The 6000-nt window shown below is 70.4% G+C and carries 5 protein-coding genes; 3 read left to right on the forward strand and 2 right to left on the reverse strand.

The window, feature by feature from the left end; translation table 11 throughout:
- Window positions 1-113: 113 nt before the first annotated feature.
- Together FRZ03_RS00200 and FRZ03_RS00205 are read left to right on the forward strand one after the other, a co-directional pair.
- Window positions 114-815 (forward strand): HAD family hydrolase, encoded by a 702-nt coding sequence (locus FRZ03_RS00200; protein ID WP_146462948.1) that lies wholly within the window; start codon window positions 114-116, stop codon window positions 813-815.
- 437 nt (window positions 816-1252) lie between these two features.
- On the forward strand, window positions 1253-2857 hold the full coding sequence (locus tag FRZ03_RS00205; protein ID WP_146462949.1) for an ABC transporter substrate-binding protein: 1605 nt from the start codon (window positions 1253-1255) through the stop codon (window positions 2855-2857).
- 95 nt (window positions 2858-2952) lie between these two features.
- Here FRZ03_RS00205 and FRZ03_RS00210 read toward each other — a convergent pair whose 3' ends face one another.
- On the reverse strand, window positions 2953-3624 hold the full coding sequence (locus FRZ03_RS00210; RefSeq protein WP_070030260.1) for a response regulator: 672 nt from the start codon (window positions 3622-3624) through the stop codon (window positions 2953-2955).
- A gap of 14 nt (window positions 3625-3638) precedes the next feature.
- A complete protein-coding gene (locus FRZ03_RS00215) occupies window positions 3639-4610 on the reverse strand; it encodes a RecB family exonuclease (RefSeq protein ID WP_261398439.1) in 972 nt (323 codons plus the stop codon).
- Between the two features lie 168 nt (window positions 4611-4778).
- Between FRZ03_RS00215 and FRZ03_RS00225 the strand changes: the two genes are divergently transcribed.
- Window positions 4779-6000: site-2 protease family protein (locus FRZ03_RS00225; protein ID WP_146462984.1), on the forward strand; the 1222-nt coding region annotated here is incomplete at its 3' end.

Genomic DNA, 6000 nt, shown 5'->3' on the forward strand with positions numbered 1-6000 from the left:
GTCCGTGATAAACGAGGCGCTTCGGGCGGCGGAGTCGTACACTGGTCGGTCCACCGCAGGCCGGTTCCCCGAGTGGGAACCGGCCTGAACGTCCCTCAAGGAGGTGCGCCCGGATGACCAGCACGGTCCCCGCGCTCGGAACCCGTTCGGCCGAAGGGTCCGCCCTGCAAGCGGTCCTCCTCGACATGGACGGCACCCTGGTGGACACCGAGGGCTTCTGGTGGGACGTCGAGGTGGAGGTCTTCGCCGCCCTCGGCCACACCCTGGACGACTCCTGGAAGCACGTCGTGGTCGGCGGCCCCATGACCCGCAGCGCCGGCTTCCTCATCGAGGCCACCGGCGCCGACATCACCCTCGCCGAACTCAGCCTCCTGCTCAACGACGGCTTCGAGGCCCGCATCAGCACCGGGCTGCCGCTCAAGCCCGGCGCCGCCCGGCTCCTCGCCGAACTGCACCAGCACGGCATCCCCACCGCCCTGGTCTCCGCCTCCCACCGGCGCATCATCGACCGCGTCCTCACCGTCCTCGGCCCGCACCACTTCGCCCTGTCCATCGCCGGCGACGAGGTCACCCGCACCAAGCCCTTCCCCGACCCCTACCTGCTCGCCGCCACCGGACTCGGCGCCCACCCCGCCAGATGCGCCGTCGTCGAGGACACCTCCACCGGCGTCGCCGCCGCCGAGGCCGCCGGCTGCCGCGTCGTCGCCGTACCCTCCCTCGCCCCCATCGGCCCCGCCGCGGGACGCACCGTCGTCTCCTCCCTCGAACAGGTCGACCTGGCATTTCTCCGCGGCCTGATGACGGAAATGCGCTAGCCGTTCACCCAGCGTGCGAACACCAATGACCAGGGCCGTCGAATAACCGCGGAAGTACGCCCGGCGTGAATTCACCACGGGCCGTCCCGGCCGAATTCCGGCAGCTCCCACGGACGGCCGGGGATGTGACGTTCGCCACCCCGTGAGGGCTCGACAACGCCGGACGAGTATGCAGAACGCCCCCACTCGACCGGCGGCCACGGCTCCATGTGTCCCGATTGATGAGAAGCTGCACTAATCCTGCCGCTGTCGGGTTTTCAGTGCGTCCGCACCCGGTTTCACAGCGTGATGGACAGTCAACTCACGCGGCTGCGAACGCCCCAGCGGGTCCGGACTAATCTCATCGCGAGAACATCGCCGAAAACCTCCCCGTGCTCCGCCGCGCCACCCATGCATGCCGGAAACACGGACCCGAACAGCTCTGGAGAAACCCCCGCATGAACCGCAAGACTTTGGTGCTGCCGGCGGTGGCCGGCCTGCTCACCCCGGTCCTCGCCGCGTGCGGCGGATCGGGCAGCGGGAGCAAGGGCGGCGACGCCATCGTCGTCGGCACCACGGACCGGTTCACCGTCACCAAGGAAGCCCCCGCGCCCCTCGACCCGGCCTACGCCTACGACGTCGGCCCCTGGAACCTCCTGCGCCAGACCGTGCAGACCCTCATGGCCGAGCCCAAGGGCGAGGGCAACCCCGTCCCGGACGCCGCCGAAAGCTGCGGCTTCACCGACAGCGGCAGCGAGCGCTACGCCTGCAAGCTGCGTGACGGCCTCACCTTCGCCAACGGCGACCCGGTCACCGCCCAGGACGTCAAGTACTCCATCGAGCGCGCCCTGCGCCTGAAGGCCGACACCGGTGTCTCCTCCCTGCTCAACACCATCGACACCATCGAGACCCAGGGCGACCGCGAGGTGATCTTCCACCTCAAGACGGCCGACGCGACCTTCCCGTACAAGCTCTCCACCCCGGTCGCCGGCATCGTCAACCCCAAGGACTACCCCAAGGACTCGCTGCGCGACGGCTTCCACCTGGACGGCTCCGGCCCCTACACCTTCCAGGCCGATGTCAAGGACAACGCGGTCGTCAGCGTCACCTTCACCAAGAACCCCCACTACAAGGGGTCCGTGACGATCAGCAACGACAAGGTCGTGGTCCGCTCCTTCGCCGACGCCGACGCCATGGGCGCCGCGATCGACAAGGGTGACATCGACGTCATGTCCCGCACCATGTCGCCCGCCCAGGTCCAGAAGCTGGACTCCGGCAACGACCAGAACGTCGATCTGGTCGAGATGCCCGGCCTCGAAATCCGCTACCTGGCCTTCAACACCAACGCGCCGACCGTGAAGTCCAAGGCCGTGCGCCAGGCGATGGCCCAGATCATCAACCGCGGCGAACTCGTCGCCAAGGTCTACGGCACCCAGGCCGAGCCCCTGTACTCGATGGTCCCCGCGACCGTCACCGGGCACTCCAACTCGTTCTTCAACAAGTACGGCAACCCCAGCGCCGCCAAGGCCAAGGACCTGCTCAGCAAGGCCGGCATCACCACCCCGGTGAAGCTGACCATGCACTACACCACCGACCACTACGGCTCGGCCACCAAGCAGGAGTTCGAGGTCCTGCAGAAGCAGCTGAACGACAGCGGCCTGTTCGACGTCACCATCCAGGGCCACCCCTGGTCGCGCTTCCGCCCCGCCGAGCAGAAGGGCCAGTACGACGTCTACGGCATGGGCTGGTTCCCCGACTTCCCGGACCCGGACAGCTTCCTCGCGCCGTTCCTCGACAAGGGCAACTTCCTCGGCTCGCCGTACTCCAACAGCACCATCCAGCGCAGCCTGATCCCGCAGTCCCGCCGCGACGCCAACCGCCTCTCGGCCGCCGACAGCCTCACCGAGATCCAGAACATCGTCGCCGACGACGTCCCGTTCCTCCCGCTGTGGCAGGGCAAGCAGTACATCGCCGCACGCGGCGACATCACGGGCGTCTCCTACGCCGTCAACTCCTCCTCCGTGCTCCAGCTCTGGGAGCTCGGCCGAGGCGTGGGCAACTGACGACCCCTCAACGCCGAAGGGCGCCCTTCCCCGACGGGGGAGGGCGCCCTTCGGCGTCGTGCCCGGACCGCCGCGCGGCCGGGGGACCTCGGGAACTACTGCGCGCCGGGACGCACCAGACCGCTCTCGTACGCGTACACCGCCGCCTGCACCCGGTCCCGCAGACCCAGCTTGGTCAGCACATGCCCCACATGCGTCTTCACGGTGGTCTCGCTGACGAACAGATCGGCCGCGATCTCCGCGTTCGACAGCCCGCGCGCCACCAGCTTCAGCACCTCCACCTCACGATCGGTCAAGGTGTGCAGGGTGTCCGGCACCGGCTCCTCACCGGACGGCAAATGCGTGGCGTACTTGTCCAGCAGCCGCCGCGTGATGCTCGGCGCCAGCATCGCCTCACCGGCGGCCACCACCCGGATCGCCTGCACCAGTTCGTCCGCCGGCGCGTCCTTCAGCAGAAAACCACTGGCCCCGGCGCGCAGCGCCTCCACCACGTACTCGTCCAGGTCGAACGTGGTCAGCACCAGCACCTTCGCCGGGCCGTTCCGCTCCGGACCGGTGATCTGCCGGGTCGCCTCGACGCCGTCCATCCGCGGCATACGGATGTCCATCAGCACGACGTCCGGTTGCAGGGCCCGCACCTGATCGAGGGCCTGCAGACCGTCACCGGCCTCGCCGACGACCGCGAGATCCTGCTCGGCCTCCAGGATCATCCGGAAACCCGTACGCAGCAGGGGCTGGTCGTCGACCAGTAGGACGCGGATGGCCACGTGACACTCCTTCGCTAGTCCGCGCCCATTCTGCCCTGCTGCACGACGCCCGAGTCGCCCGCCCTCAACGGCAGCGGGTACGGCGGGGGAGTGCCACCGAACTCCGGGCAGTGCGCCTGGTGATCGCACCACCCGCACAGCTTGGTCGGCCGGGGCCGCCAGTCACCGGTCTCCGTGGCCCGCCGGATCGCCTCCCACAGCGCGCGCAGCCGGCGCTCCACCCGCTCCAGATCGGCGGGCACCGGGTCGTACGTCAGCACATCGCCACTGCCGAGGTACACCAGCTGCAACCGGCGCGGCACCACGCCCTTCAGCCGCCAGATCACCAGGGCGTAGAACTTCATCTGGAACAACGCGCTCTCGGCGTACTCCGGCCGCGGCGCCTTGCCCGTCTTGTAGTCGACGATGCGCACCTCGCCGGTCGGTGCCACGTCCACCCGGTCGATGATCCCGCGCAGCCGGAGCCCCGACTCCAGCTCGGCCTCCACGAACAGCTCCCGCTCGGCCGGCTCCAGCCGCGTCGGATCCTCCAGCGTGAACCAGCGCTCCACCAGCCGCTCCGCCTCACCCAGCCACTGCGCCAGGCGCTGCCCGTCCGGATCGTCCGCGAACAGCTCCGCCAGCTCCGGGCGGCTCTCGCGCAGCCGGTCCCACTGGCCCGGCACCAGCGCCTTGGCCCGCGGCGCGGTCCGCTCACCGGCCGGGGCGTCGAACAAGCGCTCAAGCACCGCGTGCACCAGCGTGCCCCGCGTCGCCGCCTCGCTCGGCTTCTCCGGCAGCCGGTCGATCACCCGGAACCGGTACAGCAGCGGACACTGCATGAAGTCGCCGGCCCGGGAGGGGGACAGCGAGGTCGGCGCCACCGCCACACGCCCGACGGCGGCACCGCCGCCGGCAGCGTCGCCCGTCGCCTCCGCCGCGGGCGGTTCCGTCGTCGGCCCGGGAGCGCTCGGCGCGGCTCCCGCCTCCTCGAAGCTGGTGTCCATGTCCACAGACCATACGGCCCACCACTGACAGTGACCCAGCCGCGGGCCGCCGCACCGGGGGAAGTCGAGGGGTGCCGGGGCGAAACGTGCCACCACGGCCGCATACCATCGATCAGAGACCCCTTCCGTCCCGGCAGGCGCGGAAGACGCTTCGAACGAGGGGACACCGTGGACGTGAGCGGCGCGAGCGGGCAGCCGCGGTCCGGCGACGACAAGCCGGCCGAGCACCCCGCAGGTCCAACCGCCCCCGAGGCCCCACCCCCGCGACGGCCGAAGGAACCCGGCGGCGGCATCCTCATGGGTCGCCCCTTCGGCGTGCCCGTGTACGTGGCCCCGAGCTGGTTCCTCGTGGCCGCACTGATCACCTGGGTGTTCGGCGGACAGCTCGACCGCGTGCTGCCCCAGCTCGGCGCCGCCCGCTACCTCGTCTCCCTCTTCTTCGCCGTCGCCTTCTACGCCTCCGTACTCGTCCACGAACTCGCCCACACCGTCGCCGCGATCCGCTTCAAACTCCCCGTCCGCCGCATCCAGCTCCAGTTCTTCGGCGGCGTCTCCGAGATCGAGAAGGAAGCCGAGACCCCCGGCCGCGAATTCGTCCTCGCCTTCGTCGGCCCGCTGCTCTCCCTCGTCCTCGCCGGGCTCTTCTACCTCGCCATGAAACCCGTCCAACCCGGCACCGTCCCCGGCATCCTGCTCGCCGGCCTGATGGTCTCCAACCTCATCGTGGCGATCTTCAACCTGCTCCCCGGCCTCCCCCTCGACGGCGGCCGCATGCTCCGCGCCGTCGTCTGGAAGATCACCGGCAAACCCATGAGCGGCACCGTCGCCGCCGCCTGGGTCGGCCGCGCCCTCGCCGTCGCCGTCCTCATCGGACTGCCCCTGCTCAACTCCTCCGGAGCCCTCGGCGGCGGCAACCCGGACACCGGCGGCATGGACACCGTCACCGACGCGCTGCTCGCCGCCATCCTCGCCGCCATCATCTGGACCGGCGCCGGCAACAGCCTGCGCATGGCCAGGCTGCGCGAACACCTCCCCGAACTGCGCGCCCGCACCCTCACCCGGCGCGCCGTCCCCGTCGAGACCGACACCCCCCTGTCCGAAGCCCTGCGCCGCGCCAACGCCGCCGGCGCCCGCGCCCTGGTCGTCGTCGACGCCGACGGCCACCCCCTCTCCCTGGTCCGCGAGTCCGCCATCGTCGGCGTACCCGAACACCGCCGCCCCTGGGTCGCCGTCAGCAGCCTCGCCCAGGACCTCACCGACGGCATGCGCGTCTCCGCCGAACTCGCCGGCGAAGAACTCCTCGACGCCCTGCGCGCCGCCCCCGCCACCGAATACCTGGTCGTCGAGGAAACCGGCGAGATCTACGGCGTGCTCTCCGCCGCCGACGTGG

Origin of the sequence: Streptomyces misionensis (assembly GCF_007896895.1) — a bacterium.
Classification (GTDB): domain Bacteria; phylum Actinomycetota; class Actinomycetes; order Streptomycetales; family Streptomycetaceae; genus Streptomyces; species Streptomyces misionensis_A.